At 63.9% G+C, this 19,978-nt stretch carries 18 protein-coding genes; 7 read left to right on the top strand and 11 right to left on the bottom strand.

What is annotated here, in order from left to right; translation table 11 throughout:
* Positions 1-44 precede the first annotated feature (44 nt).
* Genes LB577_RS22365 through cpaB form a run of 3 tightly spaced genes read right to left on the bottom strand, consistent with a single transcriptional unit; the run spans position 45 to position 2,716 of the window.
* Complete coding sequence (locus LB577_RS22365; protein ID WP_224688444.1) at positions 45-314, bottom strand: hypothetical protein; 270 nt, start codon at positions 312-314, stop codon at positions 45-47.
* Positions 315-318: 4 nt separating this feature from the next.
* Entirely contained in the window at positions 319-1,764 is a 1,446-nt protein-coding gene (locus LB577_RS22360) for a type II and III secretion system protein family protein (RefSeq protein WP_224688442.1), read from the bottom strand.
* A 31-nt stretch (positions 1,765-1,795) separates the two neighbouring features.
* Positions 1,796-2,716, bottom strand: coding sequence for a Flp pilus assembly protein CpaB (cpaB, locus tag LB577_RS22355; protein ID WP_245272743.1), 921 nt, complete (start codon positions 2,714-2,716; stop codon positions 1,796-1,798).
* A 236-nt stretch (positions 2,717-2,952) separates the two neighbouring features.
* Between cpaB and parE the strand changes: the two genes are divergently transcribed.
* Together parE and LB577_RS22345 are read left to right on the top strand one after the other, a co-directional pair.
* Positions 2,953-5,010 (top strand): DNA topoisomerase IV subunit B, encoded by a 2,058-nt coding sequence (gene parE / locus LB577_RS22350; protein WP_224688440.1) that lies wholly within the window; start codon positions 2,953-2,955, stop codon positions 5,008-5,010.
* A gap of 45 nt (positions 5,011-5,055) precedes the next feature.
* The gene (locus tag LB577_RS22345) at positions 5,056-7,125 is read left to right on the top strand and encodes an FUSC family protein (protein WP_224688438.1); all 2,070 of its coding nucleotides are present in this window, start codon (positions 5,056-5,058) and stop codon (positions 7,123-7,125) included.
* A 19-nt stretch (positions 7,126-7,144) separates the two neighbouring features.
* Here the strand turns inward: LB577_RS22345 and LB577_RS22340 are convergent, their stop codons facing one another.
* Positions 7,145-8,269 (bottom strand): DUF2336 domain-containing protein, encoded by a 1,125-nt coding sequence (locus LB577_RS22340; protein ID WP_224688436.1) that lies wholly within the window; start codon positions 8,267-8,269, stop codon positions 7,145-7,147.
* Positions 8,270-8,420: 151 nt separating this feature from the next.
* Between LB577_RS22340 and LB577_RS22335 the strand changes: the two genes are divergently transcribed.
* Positions 8,421-8,873 (top strand): MaoC family dehydratase, encoded by a 453-nt coding sequence (locus tag LB577_RS22335; RefSeq protein ID WP_023778782.1) that lies wholly within the window; start codon positions 8,421-8,423, stop codon positions 8,871-8,873.
* Entirely contained in the window at positions 8,873-9,754 is an 882-nt protein-coding gene (locus LB577_RS22330; RefSeq protein ID WP_224688434.1) for an HpcH/HpaI aldolase/citrate lyase family protein, read from the top strand. The genes LB577_RS22335 and LB577_RS22330 overlap by 1 nt, the downstream gene beginning before the upstream one ends.
* A 29-nt stretch (positions 9,755-9,783) precedes the next feature.
* On the opposite strand, the gene LB577_RS22325 is transcribed toward LB577_RS22330, so the two are convergent.
* Positions 9,784-11,685, bottom strand: coding sequence for a CASTOR/POLLUX-related putative ion channel (locus LB577_RS22325; protein ID WP_224688432.1), 1,902 nt, complete (start codon positions 11,683-11,685; stop codon positions 9,784-9,786).
* A 294-nt stretch (positions 11,686-11,979) separates the two neighbouring features.
* Between LB577_RS22325 and LB577_RS22320 the strand changes: the two genes are divergently transcribed.
* Positions 11,980-12,210, top strand: a complete 231-nt coding sequence (locus LB577_RS22320) for a hypothetical protein (RefSeq protein ID WP_224688429.1) — start codon at positions 11,980-11,982, stop codon at positions 12,208-12,210.
* Positions 12,211-12,229: 19 nt separating this feature from the next.
* On the opposite strand, the gene LB577_RS22315 is transcribed toward LB577_RS22320, so the two are convergent.
* Positions 12,230-12,838 (bottom strand): flavin reductase family protein, encoded by a 609-nt coding sequence (locus LB577_RS22315; protein WP_224688428.1) that lies wholly within the window; start codon positions 12,836-12,838, stop codon positions 12,230-12,232.
* Positions 12,839-13,423: a nitroreductase gene (locus tag LB577_RS22310; protein WP_224688426.1), complete on the bottom strand. Its 585-nt coding sequence runs from the start codon at positions 13,421-13,423 to the stop codon at positions 12,839-12,841. It lies immediately after the preceding gene.
* A gap of 154 nt (positions 13,424-13,577) precedes the next feature.
* On the opposite strand from LB577_RS22310, the gene LB577_RS22305 reads away from it, so the two are divergent.
* Positions 13,578-14,540 (top strand): hypothetical protein, encoded by a 963-nt coding sequence (locus tag LB577_RS22305; RefSeq protein ID WP_224688424.1) that lies wholly within the window; start codon positions 13,578-13,580, stop codon positions 14,538-14,540.
* 2 nt (positions 14,541-14,542) lie between these two features.
* Here LB577_RS22305 and LB577_RS22300 read toward each other — a convergent pair whose 3' ends face one another.
* Both LB577_RS22300 and thrS read right to left on the bottom strand, forming a co-directional pair.
* A complete protein-coding gene (locus tag LB577_RS22300) occupies positions 14,543-15,481 on the bottom strand; it encodes a lysophospholipid acyltransferase family protein (RefSeq protein WP_224688422.1) in 939 nt (312 codons plus the stop codon).
* An 85-nt stretch (positions 15,482-15,566) separates the two neighbouring features.
* Positions 15,567-17,543 (bottom strand): threonine--tRNA ligase, encoded by a 1,977-nt coding sequence (gene thrS / locus LB577_RS22295; protein ID WP_224688420.1) that lies wholly within the window; start codon positions 17,541-17,543, stop codon positions 15,567-15,569.
* Between the two features lie 173 nt (positions 17,544-17,716).
* On the opposite strand from thrS, the gene LB577_RS22290 reads away from it, so the two are divergent.
* A complete protein-coding gene (locus tag LB577_RS22290) occupies positions 17,717-18,589 on the top strand; it encodes an SAM-dependent methyltransferase (RefSeq protein ID WP_224688418.1) in 873 nt (290 codons plus the stop codon).
* 5 nt (positions 18,590-18,594) lie between these two features.
* On the opposite strand, the gene blaOXA is transcribed toward LB577_RS22290, so the two are convergent.
* Together blaOXA and yidD are read right to left on the bottom strand one after the other, a co-directional pair.
* Positions 18,595-19,416 (bottom strand): class D beta-lactamase, encoded by an 822-nt coding sequence (gene blaOXA, locus LB577_RS22285; protein ID WP_224688416.1) that lies wholly within the window; start codon positions 19,414-19,416, stop codon positions 18,595-18,597.
* A 141-nt stretch (positions 19,417-19,557) separates the two neighbouring features.
* On the bottom strand, positions 19,558-19,932 hold the full coding sequence (gene yidD, locus LB577_RS22280) for a membrane protein insertion efficiency factor YidD (protein WP_224688414.1): 375 nt from the start codon (positions 19,930-19,932) through the stop codon (positions 19,558-19,560).
* Positions 19,933-19,978: the final 46 nt, after the last annotated feature.

Genomic DNA, 19,978 nt, shown 5'->3' with positions numbered 1-19,978 from the left:
CTTGCCGCCTGTAGGTCGATCGCCTTGGTCGATTGTCTTTTTATTCAGTCGCTTGTGCTTGTTTGCGCTGCCTTCGCGCCCGCCGCCTGATCGGGCGTGACGGGTGCGGCATCGCCACGCTTCGCAGGCACCAGAAGCCTGGTGTTCTGGACACCGTACTTCCACGGGTCGACCATCTGCATGACGGTGTTGGCGGCCTGGGCGTCGCCGGCGCCTGACGTCACGCCTTCGCTGCGCACATAGTCGTCACTGGTGCAGCCGCCGGCGAAACCGGCAAGCAGCAAGGCGACGCTCGATCTCAGGATCAGACGCATGGCTTCAGTCCTTCGGCAGGTCGAGGAAATGCCCGACCGTGGTGGCGGGAGCGGCCCGTGCGGCGCCGCCGTCAGCCATAGCCAGGGCGCGGTTGGTATCCGACCCTTTCACTTCCTCCGTGTTGTTGAGGAAGTAGTCGGCGTTGCTGGCCGGTTGCGTGCCGTCGGTCGGCACGGCCATTTTCTTCGACGGATCGACCGGCTTGACCAGATAGGGCGTGACGATGATGACCAGATCGGTCTCGCGCCGCTGGTAGGATTTCGACGAGAACAGCGCTCCAAGCACCGGCATCTTGCCGAGACCGGGAATGCGCGAAGTGGTGATGTCGTTCTGCGACTGCAGCAGCCCCGCGATCATGAAGCTCTGGCCGTTCTTCAGGTCGACCGACGTCCTGGCACGGCGCACAATGAAACCCGGCACCGAAATGTTGCCGATGTTGTAGGACGCCGACGCGTCGATCGAAGAGACTTCCGGCGCGATGTCCAGGCTGACCAATCCGTCCTTGAGCACGGTCGGCTTGAAATCCAGGCTGACGCCGTATTTCTTGTAACTGACGGAGATCTTGCCATTGTCCTCCGAAACCGGAATCGGGAATTCGCCGCCGGCCAGGAAGCTCGCCGTCTCGCCGGAACGGGCGATGAGGTTCGGTTCCGCCAGCCGCCGGGCAAGGCCGCGCTCTTCCAGCGCCTTGATGGCGATATCGATGGAGACGCCATTGGATAGTAGCCGGCCGATGATTTCACCGGTTCCCGCCGCCGGCACCGTGCCGGGATCGAGCGAAACATCGCGTCCGCCGAAGCCGTAGGCGAAATTGGCGCTGTATTTTGCACCCAGATCCTGACCCGCCTGGCGGTTGATCTCGACGAAGCGGACATTGAGCTGGACTTGCTGCGACGACGAGATGTTGACCGAGTTGATCACCTCCTCGTTGCCGGAAAAGCGGGTGGCGATCTTGTTTGCCTTCTCGGCGGCGACAGCATCGTCCGCCTCGCCCGACAGCACCACGCGGCCATTGGCCGAGCCGACCTTGATCTTGGCGTCCGGCACGCTGGCGCGGATGGTGTTCGCCAGTTCGTCGGTGTCGAGCGTCACCTCGATGTCGACGGTCCCGACAAGCTGCTTTTTGTCGTCGAACAGCGCGATGCCGGTGGTACCGAGATTGTTGCCCAGCACATAGAAGGATTTATCGGTCAGCGGATTGACGTTGGCGATCTCGGGATCGCCGATGACGATCTGGTAGAAAGCCGCGCTCGTGATGATCGTCTTGGGCTTGCCCTTGGCGACTTTGATCGACGCATTCTTGGTCGCCGAGACATAGACGATGTCATTGTCCGCCCTGGCCGCGCTGGCGAAGGCGAGCATCGCGCCCGCGGCCAGCGAAACCGCCATCGCCAGGGCGCGCACGAAGCACGTCCGGCCCGTCATTCCATATAGGGTACGCATCAGCATTGTCCCGTCCCACCCGGTCCCCACCGGCCTTTTACTTCTGGTCCCGCGCCGGAACCTGGTATTCCTCGGCCTTCGTGCCACGCGTCACGATGACCGTCTTGAATTTCGGCTTCTCCGGCTCCTTGGTCATGGCATCGAATAACGAGCCGGCCGTGGCCTGCGCCTTGGACGCCACCGATCCGCCAAAGGAGGAGATGGTGGTGACGCCGTTCTTGCCGTCGCCGCCTTCGCTGGCCGAGCGAAGCGACAGAGACAGCGTGCCGACGGTGCGGGCAAGCGCCACTTTCTGGGCGCCCTCGGTCGTCACCTCGAGAGTCACGGAATTGGCGATCTGCGGCGCTGTCTGGCGCTCGTCGGCGCCCTGGCCGACGCTCAGCACCTTGGCGTCGGCGACGACGATTTCGGAAGTGATGGTCGAACCGGCCGCCCCTTGCGCGTTCTTGGCGACCTCCTGGATTTCACCGGCATCGCGCGTCAGCACGACATCGACGCGGTCGCCCGGCGTGACGAAGCCGCCGACACCGGCGATCTCATCGGTGCGGATGGTGACCGCCCGCATCCCGGGCGTCAGCATGTTGGAAAGCGTCGCGCGGCCGTTCGGCCCCGATAGCTTGGTCAGCAGCACCGGCTCGTTGACCTCGATCGGCGACAGCACGACGCGGCCGCCTTCGCCGAGCAGCCCATCGATCGTGGCAAAGGCGCCTTGCGGCAGCGAATCCTGCGGCCAGGGAATTTCGATGAGCTTCGTGCGGTCGAGTTCCATGCCGTAGCGCAACGGAGCGTTGGCCACCACGATGGTCTTGAATTCGATCTTGGGCGGGGCCGGCGCGACGATCGAGGCTGTCTTCTCCTGGGCATCGGCCTGGCTTTTGACCCAGAAATCCGCGGCAAAGATCGAGATCGCGCCGAAAACGGCGGCGATACCGATCATCGTTATGGCCTTGCCCCTCACGCCCAAACCCCTGATGCCCGTAGTTTCTTGTTATGTTGGGCTCACGCTACGTGGCATTGTTAAAGAATCAGGAACGCAGAACGACGGCATTCGACCTATTTCCGCCCGCTTGGTTATCGAATGGTTTTAGGATAAGACGGGCCGGATCCCCGAACGTAACAGGAACCTCCGTCGCTTGGCGCTGAAAAGCGTGGCAGTATCGGCGGGTGATTCGCAGCACCGGACCTATGGCAGGCATGGACGACAACAACGACCTTTTCGGCGATCTGGACAAGCAACCGCAGCCGGTTCGCACACCCGCGCGCCCGGCGGATCCGCTGGTGCAGGCGGCGGCCAAGCGTCCGGCGGCAAGCCGCGACGGTTCGGAGGGCTACAGCGCCGCCGACATCGAGGTGCTCGAAGGCCTGGAGCCGGTGCGGCGCCGGCCGGGCATGTATATCGGCGGCACCGACGACAAGGCGATGCACCATCTGTTCGCCGAGGTCATCGACAATTCGATGGACGAAGCGGTTGCCGGCCACGCCACCTTTATCGATGTCGAGCTTTCGGCCGACGGCTATCTCTCCGTCACCGACAATGGCCGCGGCATTCCGGTCGATCCACACCCGAAGTTCAAGAAGCCGGCGCTCGAAGTGATCATGACGACGCTGCATTCGGGCGGCAAGTTCGATTCCAAGGTCTACGAGACTTCAGGCGGCCTGCACGGCGTCGGCGTGTCCGTGGTCAACGCGCTGTCGGACCATCTCGAGGTCGAAGTCGCGCGTGGCCGCCAGCTTTATCGGCAGAGATTCTCGCGCGGCGTCCCGGTCAGCGGCCTCGAGCATCTTGGCGAAGTCCACAACCGGCGCGGCACCAAGATCCGCTTCCACCCCGACGAGCAGATCTTCGGCAAGGGCGCCGCGTTCGAGCCGGCGCGGCTTTACCGCATGACGCGTTCGAAGGCCTATCTTTTCGGTGGTGTCGAGATCCGCTGGACCTGCGATCCGTCGCTGATCAAGGAAAAGGACCAGACGCCGGCCAAGGCGGAATTTCATTTTCCCGGTGGTTTGAAGGACTATCTCAAGGCATCGCTGGGCGACGATTTCCAGGTGACGCGTGAAATCTTCGCCGGTAAGAGCGACAAGCAAGGCGGCCATGGCTCGCTCGAATGGGCGGTGACCTGGTTCGGCGGCGACGGCTTCGTCAATTCTTACTGCAATACCATCCCGACCGGTGAAGGCGGCACGCACGAGGCCGGTTTCCGCAATGTGCTGACGCGGGGCCTGCGCGCCTATGCCGAGCTCGTCGGCAACAAGCGCGCCTCGATCGTCACCTCGGAAGACGTCATGATTTCGGCGGCGGGCATGCTGTCGGTGTTCATCCGCGAGCCGGAATTCGTCGGCCAGACCAAGGACAGGCTGGCGACAATCGAGGCCATTCGTATTGTCGAGACCGCGATCCGCGATCCATTCGACCATTGGCTGGCCGACAATCCGCAGGAAGCCTCCAAGCTGCTCGAATGGGTGATCGCGCGCGCCGACGAACGGGTGCGCCGGCGCCAGGAAAAGGAAGTGTCGCGCAAGAGCGCGGTGCGCAAGCTGCGCCTGCCAGGCAAGCTGGCCGACTGCACCCAGAACGCCGCCGCCGGTGCCGAACTCTTCATCGTCGAAGGTGACTCGGCCGGCGGCTCGGCCAAGCAGGCACGCGACCGCGCCAGCCAGGCGGTGCTGCCGCTGCGCGGCAAAATCCTCAACGTCGCCAGCGCCGGCAATGACAAGCTGGCCGCCAACCAGCAGATATCGGACCTGATCCAGGCGCTCGGCTGCGGCACGCGATCGAAGTACCGCGATGAGGATTTGCGCTACGACCGCGTCATCATCATGACCGACGCCGACGTCGACGGCGCCCACATCGCCTCGCTGCTGATCACCTTCTTCTACCAGGAGATGCCGGCGCTGGTGCGCGGTGGACACCTCTATCTGGCGGTGCCGCCGCTGTACTCGATCAGGCAAGGCGGCAAGGTCGCCTACGCCCGCGACGACGCCCACAAGGACGAACTGCTGCGCACCGAATTCACCGGGCGCGGCAAGGTCGAGCTTGGCCGCTTCAAGGGCCTGGGCGAGATGATGGCCGCGCAGCTCAAGGAGACGACGATGGACCCGAAAAAGCGGACGCTTCTGCGGGTCGACGTCATTGACGCCGAAGCCGCGACCAAGGACGCGGTCGACGCATTGATGGGCACCAAGCCCGAGGCCCGCTTCCGCTTCATCCAAGAACGTGCCGAATTTGCCGAGGCGGAAGTGCTGGATATCTAGCCGCCCACTGCTCTACCTTGTCCGTGCAGGTACGGAGACCAGCATGTGATCTGGGCGCGGCTGAAGGACTATTTCGACACCAATCTGGCCGGGCTGACGCAGCCGACGCGTTCGGACTGGATTTTCGCCCTGCGCACCGTGTCGGCCGGCCTGATCGCGCTTCTGGTCGCCTATGCGCTGAAGCTCGACCACCCGCAATGGGCGATGATGACGGTGTTCATCGTTGCCCAGCCGGTCGCCGGCATGGTGCTGGCAAAGGGCTTTTACAGGCTGCTCGGCACGCTTGTGGGCGGCGTCGCGGCGATCGGCATCACCACGGCGTTCGGCACCGGCCCCTGGTTGCTGGTGACAGCGCTCGCGGTCTGGATCGGCATCTGCACCTTCGTCTCGTCGCTGCTGCGCAATCCCGAAGCCTATGGTGCGGCACTTGCCGGCTATACGGCGATGATCATCGGCCTGCCCGCTTTCGGGCAGCCGCATCTGGTCGTGGACCTCGCGGTCGCGCGTTGTGCCGAAATCGTGCTCGGCATTGTCTGCGCCGGCCTGACAAGCCGGCTGATCCTGCCCAAGCTGGCCAGTGACGCCATCATCTCGCGGCTGAAGCGCTGCATCATCGATCTTGCGACCTATGCCGGCGGTGCGTTCTCCAGCGGCGATCCGGCAACGCTTTCCGGCCTGCACAGGAAGCTGGTCGCCGACACCCAGACACTTGGCGAGATGCGCGCCTATGCCAGGCTCGAGGCAGCGAGCTTCGCGCCGCGCGCCCACCCCGTGCGGCGCACCATCGGGCAATTGCTGTCGGCACTCTCGGCCGCGCGTGCGCTGCATTCGCACGCCGCGCCGAAGAACGCAGCGCTCATTCCGGTGCGCTCGGAGTTGCAGCTGCTTGTCGGCGAACTGGCGACCAAACCCGGCGCGCTGGATGACACCGCGCCTTGGGTGGCGCGGCTCGACGCGATCTCGGCCAGGGCCCGGCGGATGCCCGATGCCCCGGCCGACCAGCAGGACGACAAGCTCGGCACCATCACCCGCCTCACCATCGCCGCCGATTTCGCCGAGGCGCTGAAGCAGGTGCTGCGCGGGCTCGATGCCTTGCGCGCGCCGGTCACGCGTCGCCCAGGTCCCGCCAGCCAGCAGCCAGCCCTCGTGGTACACCGCGATTATCCCGGCGCGGCGCGCAACGCCGTGCGCGCGGCCCTTGCGACACTGCTGGTCGCGGCCTTCTGGCTGACGACGAAATGGTCGGAAGCGGCCGGCACCGTCATTCTCGTTGCCGTCGTGTCGAGCCTGTTTGCTGCCCGCCCTGATCCCGTGCAGGTATCCTGGGGTTTCTTCAAGGGAACGCTGTTGGCTTTGCCTTTTGCCTTTCTCGTCGGCCAGATCGCACTGCCTGCCCTGCCCGGCTTCGGCTGGTTCGTGCTGTTTGTCGTGCCAATCCTGGTGCCGACGGCGCTGGGCATGGCCAATCCGCGCTATGTCGGCGTAGCCACGGCCTTCGCCATCAACTTCCTCGCCTTCCTCAGTCCGCATCAGGCGATGACCTATGATCCCGGCCCGTTCTTCGCCGGCTCGGCGTCGGTGCTGGTCGGCATCCTGCTGGCGATCGGCGTCTTCCTCGTCGTGCTGCCCGCCGATCCGTGGCTCGCGGCCAACCGCATCGTGCGCGCCATGCGCGAGGATCTGGCGCGGCTTTGCCTGCACGAGCGTGTGCCGAGGCGTTCGGCTTTCGAAAGCCTCGCCTATGACCGCATCAACCAGTTGATGCCGCTGGTGCAGAATTCGGGCAGGAAGGGCGATGCCGTTCTGGGTGGCGGCGTCGTCGCCGTCACGGTCGGCCTCGAGATCCTGAGGCTGCGCGCTACGAGCCAAAACCATGCCATTGCGCCCGAAACCGCGCTCTCGATCGCCAACTTCCTGAGAGGCTTGGCACGCGAACTGCTCTTCCGCGCCCCAGGCGATCCGCAGACGGCGACCATCGCCGTCGCCCGCCAATATGCGGCGGCCATCGCCCAGAAAAACGCCACCGGCGACATGCTGCAGATCGCGGCGTCACTGCGCATCATCGCCGCGGCAATGGAGGATTTCCCGGATTTTTTCGCCAGGGATCGAAGCTAAGTGGCCGAATGCGCCGACTTCAGGCCGCGGCGATCGCCAGCGCATGACCGCGCGCGTTCTCGCGCAGCGCATTGAGATGGATCGACTTGACCAGGATGGCGAGGTCGCCATCCGCGGATTGGCCGCCCAATTCCTTGAGCATCAGCCAGCTGACCTCCTGGACGCCGGCGACGCGCTTGCCATTGGCGACCTCCCGCCAGATTTTCAGCGCCCGCAGGATGATCGTATGCGTGGCGGCGGCGAGGCCAGCGCTGCGGAACAGCGCCTGCAGGGCGACATCGTGCCCGCCGGCGAGCAGCGCTCTCACCCTTTGTTCGGACTGTTGGCTGAGCGCGACCAGCGTGGAGCCGAAGAAATCCACCTTACCGTGCGCGATGGTGCGGATGAGGAAGCTTGCGGTGAGATCGCCGCGCAGGCGCAAATGCTCGATGAGTGCTGCGTGTTCTTCCTGGCGCGTGCCTTCTATCAACGTCACCGAGGCCTTGATGCAAGCGTCGCGCATGACGCGTTCGGCACGTGCGGCGCCCATCAGCGCCATGACCAGCGGTGATGTTTTCAATGTCTCGCCGAGCTTGATGAGCAGCATGTGCCGGCAGTCGGCAGGCAGGCGGATATCCGATATCAGCGCCTCGCGCACCAGGGGCAGATGCCCATGGCGCTCAGCCATGCGGCGGAAACTGAGCGACGCTATATCGGCGCCGCTGTTGGCCAGCAGCACAGCGCAGGCTTCCGCCTCGCCAATCTCGGCGATGGCCGCCGACAGCGCCATTGAGACCAGCGGCCGATCGGCAATCAGCGTCTGTGTTGCCTTCTGGCTTGCCGCCACGCGGTTGATCAGGTCGGCGTCGGTGAGCAGCGGTGAGCGTGCCAGCACCACGCCGGCAACCTCCGGCTGGTCGGAGGCCAGTGCGCTGATAATCTGCAGCGGCGCGTGATGGCTCATCGACAGCGCCTCCGCCATCGCCAGCCGCACCTTCGATGAGGCATCGTCGAGCAGCAGCGTCAGCGCGGCCTCGGCGGCGCAGCGGTCCTCGAACGGCAATTCGGAATTGATATAGGCACGGGCCAGCGCGCTTGCCGCGGCGGCCCGCTCGGACACCCTGGCCGTGTAGATCCACTTCAGGAAATGCGAAACAACAACCATGCCGTCTGCTTACGCCCCTAGCCAGAAGGTTTCTGGCCCCGGTCATGACCGTAGGCACAAATGGTTTACGAACGGTTCACCATGTTCATTAACTGGCTTGCGGGGCCGATTTGCAGCGCTTATCAACCGTCAGCAGCGAAGGAGACAGAAAATGGCCGGGCTTTATCTCCAGGAGTTCGTCGTCGGCCACGTCTTCCAGCACACGCTGCGCAAGACCATCACCGAAAGCGACAACATGCTGTTTTCGGTGATGACATTGAACCCGCAGCCGCTGCACATCGACTTCGATTTCGCCGCCAAGAGCGAATGGGGCAAGCCGCTGGTCAACTCACTGTTCACGCTCGGCCTGATGATCGGCATCTCGGTCAACGACATCACGGTCGGCACGACGGTCGCCAATCTCGGCATGAAGGAAACCGTGTTTCCGCACCCGGTCTTCCATGGCGACACCATCCGCGTCGAGACCACGGTCGTCTCGGTGCGGGAATCGAAATCGAAGCCCGATCGCGGCATCGTCGAATTCGAGCACCGCGCCTACAACCAGCATGGTGACCTTGTCGCCAAATGTATCAGGCAAGCAATGATGCTGAAGAAGGCGGGCTGATGCGTTCGCTGCTGTTCGTTCCCGGCGATTCCGAACGGAAGCTGGAAAAGGGTTTTGGCGTCGGCGCCGATGTGGTCATCGTCGACCTTGAGGACTCCGTGGCGCCGCAGAACAAGGCGACGGCGCGCGCGATCGCGGCACGCTTCATCGCCGGACGCCGGGGGCAAACCAGCTCGGCGATCTATGTCAGGATCAACGACCTGTCGACCGGGCTGACGGATGACGATCTTGCCGCGCTCGTGCCGGCGAAGCCGGATGGCATCATGCTGCCCAAGTCGAACAGCGGCCAGGATGTGCAGCAGCTCTCGGCAAAGCTCAGGGTTCGCGAGGCCGAGAACGGCCTCGCGGACGGGGCGATCAAAATCCTGCCGATCATCACCGAAACCCCGGCCAGTGTGCTCGCGGCCGCGACCTATGCCGGCGCAAGCGCGCGGCTGGCCGGCCTCACCTGGGGCGCGGAAGACCTGTCGGCGGCGATCGGCGCGCGATCGGCGCGCGACGACAGCGGCCGCTACACCGATCTATTCCGCTTCGCCCGCACCATGACCATCCTCGCCGCCGGTGCGGCGGAAGTCGCAGCGATCGACACGGTTTTCCCGAATTTTCGCGACGTGGCGGCCTTCGCCGAGGAATGCGCCGAGGCCGAGCGCGACGGTTTCACCGGCAAGATGGCGATCCACCCAGACCAGGTGCCTGTCATCAACGCCGCCTTCACGCCGTCGACGGAGGCTGTGAAACACTCCCGGGCAATCGTCGAGGCGTTCGCGGCGGCGGGAGATCCCGGCGTCGTCGGCATCGACGGCAAAATGTTCGACCGCCCGCACCTGCGGCTGGCCGAACGGCTTCTGGCACGCGCAAGGGCGGCAGGGATTTCCGCTTAATCCGTTTCACAGTCTTCCTGGAATTGCTCTCAGTCCCGCGCCAGCACGATGATCCGGTCCTCCGGCTGGTAGGCTAGCGCTTCCGACTTCAGCGGGTTGACGATGACGCCACCCAGCGCTCGCTGGTCGGCATCTCCAGTGCGGATGCGCCGGTAGCCGATGGCAATCTCGCCGCGCAACCGCGCCGATTCCGCGATCGTCCAGAAGGTCAGCGGCTGGTCGATTGCGACATAATCCGCGACCGGGCGCATGTAGATTTCGGAGCCCTTCTCGTCGAGCAAATCATCGAAGATCGCGGCGAGGTGTTGGTTTTCGGATGCCTGCGCCAGCATCAGGCTGACCAGCCGGTTGCTGACGACGAAGTCATCGGCCTTGGTCACCGCAGCGAGCTCCCGGTTGCGCACGTCGATCATCTCGCTGACGATGGAGATGTGCAGGCCGGCATCATCGGCGATCTTGCGCAGATGCAGCAGCGTCACCAGCGTGCGCGTGTCGGCCGGCTGCGCCGCCATGGTTTCGCTGTAACCGAGGACGAGCACGTGATCGTAGGAAGGCACGTCCAAGCTCGCGAGTGCTGCGCTGCTCGAGGTGTCGGTGACGCTGCACTTGACCGACAGATTGCCGCTGGCGACCGTCAGTCCGGCAACTTCCTGCTCGAGCCCGGGCGCATCGGCGGCGATGGTCAGGATCGAACCAGGCGCGACGTAGCGCGACAGTTCATAGGTGATGATCGGACCGCGCCGGTTCCAGCCGAGGATCAGCATGCGCTCCGGCTTCGTCTCGATCGGCCGAGGACCGTGGATCGCCGCCGCGTCGATCTTGATCCCGGTACCTCCCAGCTTTATCGCGGCATCGTCCTCGGCGATGATGATGGCGCGCATGTCCTTGCCGATCACCAGATCCGACGGCGGGTTGAGATCGACGCGCCCCTGCGGGTCGCAAAGGCCAATGAGCGCACAGTGCTCATACGCCATCACCGCTTCGCCGAAGGTCTTGCCGGTAAGCTCCGGCTGCCCGGTCGTGTAGATTTCGCAGCCGTCGAAATCGAGCAGCTCCGAATAGACGCCGCTGAGACCCGATTGCCGGCTTGAATGCACGACGATGCGTGAGATCAGCTGGTCGGCCAGCACGAGTTGCACCTCGGCTCCGCCGACGACGCGGGCGACCTCGGCGTTCTTGCCATCGCGGATCTCGGCGGCGATGTTGTAGGGGTCGGTGCGGCGGTTCGGGTCGTTGACCAGCGCCAGCACCGTCTTGATGACTTGCGAATCCGGATCATCGCCTTCCGGCGACAGCACGATGACCGACCGCGAGGTCTGCGGGTTGACGATGGCCAGGTCGTAGAGATCGGTCGGATCGCCGCTGCGGCAGATGATGCGCGTGTTGCCCAGTTTGCCGACCTTGACCGCGATTTCGTCCTCCATCGCGACCTTGTCCATATTGGCCATGACGACGATGCGTGGACGGCGCCGGCTGGCATTGGCAATGACCAGTTCGGAGATGACGTCGAAGATCGACGGCGACCAGTTGAGGATAATGGTGTGATCGGCCTCCAGCACGCGCGAACGGCCCTTGCGCAATTCATCGAGCTTGCCGTCGACGCCGGCGCTGAGCACGCCGATGAGGGCCGACACGACAAAGATGCCGGCTAGCGTGACGACCAGCATGACGAGACGGAAAGCCCAGCCGCTATCACCGCCCATCGTGCCGGAATCGAGTGTGCGCATCAGCGATTCCCAGAACGCTTCGAAAAAGTTCAGCGGCTCGCCGCCCTCCGGTGCGATGCGGGTCACCGCAAGCAAAGCTGCGGCGGCGATGATGATCAGCAGGGAAACGACTGCGAGCCAACCGATCAGCGCGATCGGTCCTGCGGCCATGCTCTTGTCAAACCCGTAGCGCAGCCGGGTCCCCAGCGTGTCTCGCTTCTTCATGTTGCCGGTGCCCCGCACTATCCCCAAGGTCGATGCGCCAACCCCAACGCATCGCCGAAGCCGTTCTCTTAGCCTGTGTTCAAATGAAGGGAAATCGCTTTTCGCGCGCTCGCGACCAAGAAAGCCGCCGCGATGGCGGACCGCGAGTGGTAGGCGTTTTCGCCTGTACGCTACGACCGCATCAATCTGGCCGCCAGCGCGTCGTTTTCGCCCCTGCTGGTCAGGATCATCCGGCAAGGTGTCGAAGTCGGCACCTTCAGGACCTTCGATCCGGAAGGGGTCGCCGACATCGTCATGCAGTTCGGCATGGCCACGCATGACGTGGTCGCCAAGGCATTCGCCGGCGGCAGCGACGCCGACATGGATATCGCGATCGAAACCCTGGAGAAACGCGTCAGGCTCTACGAGATCGCCCTGGACCGCATACTTGGCCTCCCCGACGGAAGCATTCGCATCGGAGAGCCCGGTTATGTGCGGGCTGTCATGACGGCCAGGCGGCGAACGAATGCCGGCAAGGCGCGGTAGCAAACAAGTTGGAAGGCTCTTATTCCTGGCCCCAGCGCGGCCGGCGCATCGAAAAGACTTCGTCGACGCTGGCATAGTCCATGTAGCCGAGACGAGCGACATTGCCGGCCTTGGTGATGTCGAACAGGCCGTCCTTCAAGAAGGCATCGTCGATGTGCACGCCGACCACTTCGCCGGCGACGACGACAGCGCTCGTCGGCGATCCATCCAGCGCCCGCGGCCGAAAGACTTCCGTCACCCGGCATTCCAGCGCGGCGGGTGCTGCTGCCACGCGCGGCGGCGCGACAAGACGGCAAGGCGCCATTGCAAGGTCGGCATAGACGAACTCGTTGACGCCGCGCGGCGCGTTGACGGAGGTGTAATTCATCTTCTCCGCGAGATCGCGGCCGACGAGATTGGCGACGAACTCGCCGGTTTCCTGAGCGAAGGAGGCGCTGTCCTTCTCTCCCTCCGAGGAAAACCAGACGATGAACGGCCGCGTCGAAAACGCATTGAAGAAAGAGTATGGCGCGAGATTGATCTCGCCCGCTTTGTTTAGCGTCGATATCCAGCCGATCGGGCGCGGCGCCACGATCGCCTTGGAGGGATCGTGCGGCAGTCCGTGCCCCTTCGATGGCTCGTAGAACATTCAGCCCGCCCAAGGCCCTGAGTAATCGGCATAGAGCTTTGCGGGATCGGGCCGAGGCCGCTCCGGCGCCGGGCCGGCATAAGAGCCGATGTGGACGAAGCCGACGACACGCTCCTGCGGCGCCAGTCCGAGGATCGCCCTGCCCTCCGGGACATCGGAATACCAGTTGCTGATCATGTTGGTGCCATAGCCCAGCGCATTGGCCGCAATCATCAGGTTCATCGCCGCCATGCCGCCCGACAGGAACATCTCCCATTGCGGGATTTTCGGATTCTCCTTCGGCGCCGATACCACGCCGATCACCAGCGGCGCCCGCGAGAATCGCGCCAGTTCCTGGTTGCGGCGGCCTTCGGGCAACGGCCCTTCCCGCTGCTCGGCAAGGTCGGCCAACTTCTTGCCGATCTCGATACGGACATCGCCGCGGTAGAGGATGAAGCGCCAGGGTTCGAGCCGGCCATGATCGGGCACGCGCGTGGCGGCAGCGATCATCGTTGCGATATCGGCGTCGCTCGGCGCTGGCTCCTTGAGCTCCGGAATCGGCGCTGAATTTCGGGTGAGCAGGAAGTCGATGATCGGCGACGCCATGGGCGCAAGTCTCCTAGACACTCGGTTTTGAGCTGAAGCGCACCATCGGGAAGTCGGGCGGCTCGGGCACAGGCGCGCAAGCGCCGGACTGAAGAGTCGTGGATCGGACTCTTAAGCCTTGAAATTGCCACCGCCATGGGCTTCAACGCAAGGCATGTTTGAGGGGCGACTGCGTCTTTTCCTGGTCCGGCTCTGCGCCGCGCTGTTCCTGCTGCCGGTCACCATGGTTGCCGCACAGGAAAAGGACGGCGTCAGCGACCTGAAACTTCCCGGAATTTCGAGCTATGCGACGCCCAAGAGCGAAACCCCGCTGGCGCTTGGCGGCGGTGGCGCGATCACTCTGTCGGCCCAGTTGACCGACAAAGGCGCCGACATCACCCGTGGTCTGGTCTGGCGCGTCTTCAAGCCTGAAGCCGTCAACGGCAAATTGCCGATGGTCGCTTCCGCGCATGGCGGCAACGCCGTCTTCCAGCTCGAACCGGGCAGCTATCTGGTCCATGCGTCCTACGGCCGGGCCGGCGCCACCAAGCGCATCACGGTCGGCAAGGAAGCCAAGCGCGAAAGCCTGGTGCTCGACGCCGGCGGCTTGAAGCTTGACGCGGTTCTCTCCGGCGGCGTGCGCATTCCCCCGAAAAAGCTGCGCTTTTCGATCTACGAGGGCACGGCGGAGGCCAATGGCGACCGTGCGCTGATCATCCCCGACGTCGAGCCCAACAGCGTCGTGCGGCTTAACGCCGGCATCTACCATGTCGTCTCGACCTACGGCGCGGTCAACGCGGTCATCCGCTCCGACATCCGCGTCGAGGCCGGCAAGCTGACCGAGGCCACCGTCGAGCACCATGCCGCCGAGATCACGATGAAGCTGGTGCGCGAATCGGGCGGCGAGGCAATCGCCGACACCTCGTGGTCGCTGCTCAACGAATCTGGCGATCCGATCAAGGAGACCGTCGGCGCCTTCGCCTCGATGGTGCTTGCTGAAGGCGACTACACCATCATCGCCAAGAACCGCGACCGCATCTACCAGAAGGATTTCACGGTCGTCGCCGGTCAGAACCAGGAGATCGAGGTTCTCGCCACCGAAGCCGCGGCGATGGATCCTGAAGAAGGCGCGGATTAGCCTTAGGCCGCCAGCTTCGTTCGCGCCGGCAGGAACGGAATCCGGCGGCGCGGCTGTGTCGGCGCCAGGTCGAAGACGCCGCGATAGAGGCGCTCGAGCAGCAGCTTGCGGTCGCGCAAAGGCTCCAACTCGCTCCAGCGCAGCACATCGCCAACGCGTACGTCGATCGCCTTGCCCGACAGCCGTGCGAACTCGCGGATCAGCAGCGACGTGCGCAAGGTCAGCGACGCCTTGCCGACGAATTTGGCCACACGGCCATCGCGCTCGGCCATGTTCATCGGCCCGCTGACCAGATGGAACAGCCTGCCGTTCTGCCCGGAAAAATGCATTGGAATGACCGACGCTTTCGCCTCCTGAATGAGACGCGCCGGAAACATCTTCCACGGCAGGTCGCGCGCCCGGCCAAACCCCTTTGGCGCCGTGGCGACGCCGCCGGCCGGAAACACCACGATGGTGACGCCTTCCCTGAGCAGCCGCACTGCCTCATGGCGCACGGCCATGTTGTTCTTCAGCGCGTCCTTGGTTTCGGAAAAGTCGATCGGCAGCGAATAAGGCTCCATCTCGCGGATCTTGAGCAAATCCTTGTGGATCATCACCCGGAACGGCCGCCCCAACTGCTCGGCCAGCGACAGCACGGCAATGCCGTCGCCGATGCCGAACGGATGGTTGGCGACGATCACGAGCGGTGTGTCGGGCAATTGCGCCGGCGGCCATTGATCGGCGGTCCGCACACCGACTTCGATCAGTTCCAGCATGCGGCTGAACACCCGCTCGCCGCTTGGCACCACCTGGCGGCGCCAGAAATCATAGAGGGCCGCGAAACGATCGCGGCCCGACAGGCCTTCGACCGAATGAATGAACCAACGCGCCAGCGCCGGCTGGCGCGGGTTGGCGTAGGAAAGTTCGGGAAAGGGCCGTTCGCGCAATTTCAGCTTGAGCATGGGGGCTCGTTACAGGGTCGCCGTGACAGGGATATGAAAATGGCGGTGGATCGCTCCACCGCCATGACCGGAAAGACTGTTCAGATCAGGCCGCGCGCTTGCGGCGGCGATCGGGCGTGATCGCTTCCTCGGCCAGCTGTGCGATCGCCTCGGCAAGGCCAAGCGATTGCTGGTCGCGCGAGCCGAGCCGGCGGATATTGACCGTCTGTTCCTCCGCCTCGCGCTTGCCGCAGACGAGAATGACCGGGACCTTGGCCAGCGAATGTTCGCGGACCTTGTAGTTGATCTTCTCGTTGCGCAGGTCGGCCTCCGCCAGAAGTCCGGCCGCCTTCAGCTTTGCCACCACTTCGGTCGCATAGCCGTCCGCCTCCGACGTGATCGTCGCCACCACCACCTGCAGCGGCGCGAACCACAGCGGGAAATGGCCGGAGTAGTTCTCGATCAGGATGCCGAGAAAACGCTCCATCGAACCGCAGATCGCACGGTGCACCATGACGGGCTGCTTCTTCTCGGAATCCGAGCCGATATAGAAGGCGCCGAAACGCTCCGGCAGGTTGAAGTCGACCTGCGTGGTGCCGCACTGCCATTCGCGGCCGATGGCATCCTTGAGCACATATTCGAACTTCGGCCCGTAGAAGGCACCCTCGCCCGGATTGATCGAGGTCTTGATGCGGTTGCCGGAGCGCGTCCTGATCGTCTCCAGAACATTGCCCATGATCGCCTCGGCATGATCCCAGGCCTCATCCGTTCCGACGCGCTTGTCTGGCCGCGTCGACAGCTTCACGCTGACCTCTTCAAAACCGAAATCGGCGTAGGTCGACAGGATCAGGTCGTTGATGCGCAGGCATTCCGCCGCGAGCTGTTCCTCGGTGCAGAAGATATGCGCATCGTCCTGCGTGAAGCCGCGCACGCGCATCAGCCCGTGCAGCGCACCTGACGGTTCGTAGCGATGCACATTGCCGAATTCCGCAAGTTTTACGGGCAGATCGCGGTATGACTTCAACCCATGCTTGAAAATCTGCACGTGGCCCGGGCAGTTCATCGGCTTCAGCGCGAAGACGCGGTCGTCGTCGGTGTCGTCACCGGCGACCGTCACCTTGAACATCGCGTCGCGATACCAGCCCCAGTGGCCCGACGTCTCCCACAGGCTCTTGTCAAGCACTTGCGGGGCGTTGACCTCCTGATAGCCCTGCTCGTCGAGGCGGCGGCGCATGTAGTTGACCAGGTTCTGGAACATCTTCCAGCCCTTGGCGTGCCAGAAGACGACGCCTGGCCCCTCTTCCTGGAAATGGAACAGGTCCATCTCACGGCCGAGCTTGCGGTGGTCGCGCTTCTCGGCTTCCTCCAGCATCGTCTGGTAGGCATCGAGCTGCGCCTGGTCGGCCCAAGCCGTGCCGTAGATGCGGGTCAGCATGGGGTTGTTCGAGTCGCCGCGCCAATAGGCACCGGCCACCTTCATCAGTTTGAAGGCGTTGCCGATCTGGCCGGTCGAGGCCATGTGCGGACCGCGGCATAGATCGAACCAGTCGCCCTGCGCGTAGATCTTCAGATCCTGGTCTTCGGGAATGGCGTCGATCAGCTCGAGCTTGTAGCGCTCGCCCTTGTCGGCAAACACTTTTTTCGCCTGCTCGCGCGACCAGACTTCCTTGGTAAACGGCTTGTTGCGCGCAATGATCTCGCGCATCTTCTTCTCGATCACCGGGAAATCGTCGGGGGTGAACGGCTCGTTGCGGGCGAAGTCGTAATAGAATCCGTTCTCGATCACCGGCCCGATCGTCACCTGCGTCCCCGGCCACAATTCCTGCACGGCTTCCGCCAGCACGTGGGCGGTGTCATGGCGGATCAATTCCAGCGCGCGCGGATCCTCGCGAGTGATGATCTCAACCTTGCCGGACTTGCCGAGCGGATCGCTGAGGTCGCGCACAGTGCCGTCGATGGCGTAGGCGACGGCCTTCTTGGCCAGCGACTTCGAGATCGATTCGGCAAGGCCCGCACCGGTCATCGCCGCGTCGTAGTCGCGGACGGAGCCATCGGGAAATGTCAGGGAAACGGAATTCAGCATGGGTATCTCCTATCCAGTCCCGCAAACGAGCGCGGGTGGTCGTGGGTAAAGCCGGATGCGCCAAATCACATGGACAACCGGCAGCGGGCGGGTTTTAGAGGCAGTGCCGCGTCAGGTAAAGAGCGGCAATTGGCGCAACCGTCAGGAAACGTCGCTACAGATGTCGCAGAGCCTTGCGAAAAGGCACGACACCAACTGGAATCATTAGCATGGAAGACGCTACACCCAGCCGAACCGCCCTTGGCGTCGCACGCATGAGGGCCCTCCATCAGTTTTCACCGCAGGCGGGGCTGTTTCGCGATCCCTACGCGATCGCGATACTGGGTGAAGCGGCTCCCACGGCACAGGAGCTTGAGCAGGAAGACGAGCGCCGCCGGCGCATGCGCCTGTTCGTGAGCGCGCGCGCCCGGTTCGCCGAGGACTGGCTGGCGGCGGCGGTTCGTCGCGGCGTTCGGCAACTTGTCGTGCTTGGCGCCGGCCTCGACACGTTTTCGCTGCGCAATCCGTATCCGGATCTCAGCGTGTTCGAAGTCGACCACCCGGCGACGCAGGCCTGGAAACGCAAATGCATTGCCAATGCTGGTCTTGCCGAACCATCCGCCACAACATTCGTGCCGGTCGATTTCGAGCGGCAGAGCCTGTCAGCGGAATTGGCCGCGGCCGGTTTGCAGTCGACCGAACCGAGCTTCTTCATCTGGTTGGGGGTCGTCCCCTACCTGACGAAGGAAGCGATCTTCAAGACGCTGTCCTGGATAGCCGGTATTCCTGGCTCGGAGGTGGTGTTCGACTACAGCGAACCGGCCGAGAACCGCGATGCGGCGGGCCAGGCTGCCCTGGCTTTCCACGCGGCACGCGTTGCCGCTGTTGGGGAGCCATGGATCAGCTTCTTCGTTCCCGGTGAACTGGCACAATCTCTCCGCGGCCTCGGCTTCGACGAGACCGAGGATCTCGAGAGCAGCGATATCGCCGCTCGCCTTTCCGGAACTCCGATGGAAAGGACAGCCAACTCCGGCGGCCACATCATCCGTGCGCGCCGGAGCACCTGACCGATCTATTTCACCAGCAGCGGCAGATCCTTCAGGAACGCGGTCCGGGTCTTCAGTCCCTTGGGCATGTCGGTGCGGGTGGCATCGACGACCAGCCGCGCGAAGACAATCTGGCGGCCGTCCTTTTTCGCCCAGCCGACGAACCAGCCCAGCGAGCGCTTGTCCTTGTCCGCGTCACCGCCAAGCCTGGTGCTGCCGGTCTTGCCCTGCACGGTCCAGCCGCCGGCCTGGAACGTCGGGATGATTGCCGATGTCATGTCATACGCCTTGGCCGACACCGGCAGCTGGCGGGCAAGCAGCTTGCGCAGGAAATCGACCTGCTCGACCGGCGTGATCTTGAGCGAGGAGTTCACCCAGGAATGGGTCAAGCCATCGTCCTTGCCGGGATTGCCGGACACGTCGCTGTTGCCGTAACCGAGTTTCGAGACATAGCCGGCAAATTTCTCGTTGCCGAGCCGGCGGGTGATCTCCCGCGAGTACCAGATGATCGAGTCCCGCTCCCAGATCACCGGATCGACGGTCTTTTGATCCCGTTTCACCGCTTTGAATTCGGGCTTGTAGTCCCAGGCCGGCGTGTGCTCGCCGCTCAGGATCCCGGCATCGTAGCCGATCAGCGAGAGCGGCACCTTGAATGTCGAGGCCGGGCTGAACCGCTGATCGCAGATGCCATCCTGGTAAAGCGTCTTGCCGCTCGCCGCATCGGCGATCAGCGTGCACTGCACATCGCCAAGTGGCGCCGATTGCGCGCGCATCGGAAATCCCAGCAGCCAGGCAAGCAGGAAAAGGATGCCGGCGAAGATGAAGGGAAGACGGTCGAAATTGCGCATGTGCTGCTCGCTCCAGAAGGATGTTCGGGAGCGGCTTAGCGAGGTCTCTTGTCTCGATTTTGTCTCAAATGCGCAGTCTTTGTGCAGGCTTGCGTTAACCCTACCGGATCGTAAAAACGGCCCATTGGCGCATCGGCACAATCACCCCTGCACTTCCCGGCGTTTCTTGCCGATCCGCCAGTACCGCCAGGGCATGAACCAGACATAACGATCCGCCAGCACTTTCGGCACGAGGTCGACGCCATGCGTGCCGAATGGCCCACAGCGCAGCACCCGGAAAAATCCCATCCAGCCGCCGGCCCACAGGCCATGCCTGGCGATCGCCTCATGCGCGTATTCCGAACAGGTCGGCAGATGGCGGCAGGAGTTGCCGACAAAGCCGGACAGCGTCAGCTGGTAGAGGCGTACGATCGACGTGCCGAGGAGACGGCCAGGCGTCTTGCGCCACGGGCCGGGCCAATTGCGGCCGCGACTCGGCGGTTCCGCTGGATGCACATGCCCGTGCCGGTCGCCCACTGCTGTCTCCGTATCGCGTTTCCACGCGATAGATGTGGGCTCGTGC

It is taken from the genome of Mesorhizobium sp. B283B1A, assembly GCF_020165735.1.
Taxonomy (GTDB): Bacteria; Pseudomonadota; Alphaproteobacteria; order Rhizobiales; family Rhizobiaceae; genus Mesorhizobium; species Mesorhizobium opportunistum.
The sequence above is the reverse complement of the archived record's forward strand: the minus strand, read 5'-3'. Positions and strand labels throughout refer to the sequence as shown.